Annotated in this window: 2 protein-coding genes; one reads left to right on the top strand and one right to left on the bottom strand. The window is 77.1% G+C overall.

Annotation, left to right across the window (positions count from 1 at the left end):
- Window positions 1-50 precede the first annotated feature (50 nt).
- A complete protein-coding gene (mutM, locus tag IHE55_RS30400; RefSeq protein ID WP_197990532.1) occupies window positions 51-944 on the top strand; it encodes a bifunctional DNA-formamidopyrimidine glycosylase/DNA-(apurinic or apyrimidinic site) lyase in 894 nt (297 codons plus the stop codon).
- Window positions 945-1,113: 169 nt separating this feature from the next.
- Here the strand turns inward: mutM and IHE55_RS30395 are convergent, their stop codons facing one another.
- A complete protein-coding gene (locus IHE55_RS30395) occupies window positions 1,114-1,608 on the bottom strand; it encodes a GNAT family N-acetyltransferase (RefSeq protein WP_197992637.1) in 495 nt (164 codons plus the stop codon).
- Window positions 1,609-1,703: the final 95 nt, after the last annotated feature.

The following is a 1,703-nucleotide window of genomic DNA, read 5'->3' as shown; positions in this document are numbered from 1 at the left end:
GTCCGCCCGGCCGGAGCGGACCGCCGGGCCGGCCGACCTTGAGGAGAACCGTGCCAGAGCTGCCCGAGGTAGAGGTCGTCCGCCGCGGACTGCGGCGCTGGGTGAGCGGGCGGACCGTCGCCTTTGTGGAGGTGCTCCACCCGCGCGCGGTCCGCCGCCACCCCGCCGGCGCCGCCGACTTCGCGGCCCGGCTCACCGGCCACCGCATCGGCGAGGCGCGCCGCCGCGGCAAGTACCTGTGGCTCCCGGTCGAGGGTGCCGACCTCGCCGTCCTCGCCCACCTGGGGATGAGCGGCCAACTGCTGGTGCAGCCGCAGGACATGCCCGACGAGAAGCACCTGCGCATCCGCATCGGGTTCACCGACTCACCGGGACCGGCGGCGCTGGGCGAGGCGGCCGGCACCGAGCTGCGCTTCGTCGACCAGCGCACCTTCGGCGGACTCTCCCTGCACGGCACGGTCCCCGGCGCCGAGGACGGCCTGCCGGACGTCATCGCGCACATCGCGCGGGACCCGCTCGACCCCGCCTTCGACGACGCCGCCTTCCACGACGCGCTGCGCCGCCGCCGTACCACCGTCAAACGCGCGCTGCTGGACCAGTCGCTGATCAGCGGCGTCGGCAACATCTACGCCGACGAGGCGCTGTGGCGCACCCGGCTCCACTACGAACGGCCCACGGCCACCCTCACCCGGCCGCGCACCGCCGAACTCCTGGCGCACATCCGCGAGGTGATGACCGACGCGCTCGCGGCCGGCGGGACCAGCTTCGACAGCCTCTACGTGAACGTGAACGGGGAGTCGGGCTACTTCTCCCGCTCGCTGGACGCCTACGGACGCGAGGACGAGCCGTGCCGCCGCTGCGGCACACCGATCCGCCGCCGCCCGTGGATGAACCGCTCCAGCTACTTCTGCCCCCGCTGCCAGCGCCCGCCCCGGCCGCGCTGACCCGGGGCGGCCGGCGCCGACCGGCGGTCCGGGCCGGCCGGGCCGCGCCGGGGCTCCCGGGCGGGCGAGGCCGGCCGTGGTCCCGGGCCGGCGAGGCCGATCGACGGCCTGGTTCCCCGGTGCCGGCGCCCGGGGAACCGGCCGGCGCACCGGCCGGGCGGCGCGGTCGTCAGCCGGCGCGCAGACGCTTCTCCATGATCTGCTCCGGCCGCCCGTCCGGCGCCGCGGCGTCCGGCCGTCCGGCGGGCGCGAAGCCGTGGCGGCGGTAGAGCGCGAGCGCGTGCTCGTTCCCGTGCGCCACCGCCAGCCGCAGGACCTCCGCCCGCTCCCGCACCGCCCACTCCTCGACCTCGCGGATCAGCCGGTCGCCGACACCGCGCCCCCGGGCCCGCGCCCCGACCCACAGCGAGATCAGTTCGGCCACCCCGGCGCGGGGGCCGGGGACCCCGCTGACCATTCCGGCCGGCACGCCGTCGAGCAGGGCGAGGACGTTGCGGGAGCCGGGGATGGACAGCCGGGCGCGCCAGCGCTCCTCCCGGTCACCGTCCCCCTGCCACTGCGCGAGGGTGGCCCCGAAGGCGTACGGGGCTTCGGCGAGCGCGGCCAGCCTCAGCTCGCGCCACCGGCGCCAGTCGTCCGCCGTCAGCACGCGTATTCCGATCATGCCGGGAGGCTCTCGCGGCGCGGCGGTACACGGCAACCGTGATTCGGCCGGGCAACCGCGATACGGCCCGGCCGGTGCCCGCGGCGGCTGGGGAC

Source organism: Streptomyces pactum, assembly GCF_016031615.1.
Lineage (GTDB): Bacteria > Actinomycetota > Actinomycetes > Streptomycetales > Streptomycetaceae > Streptomyces > Streptomyces pactus.
This window is presented reverse-complemented; position numbering and strand designations above follow the sequence as displayed.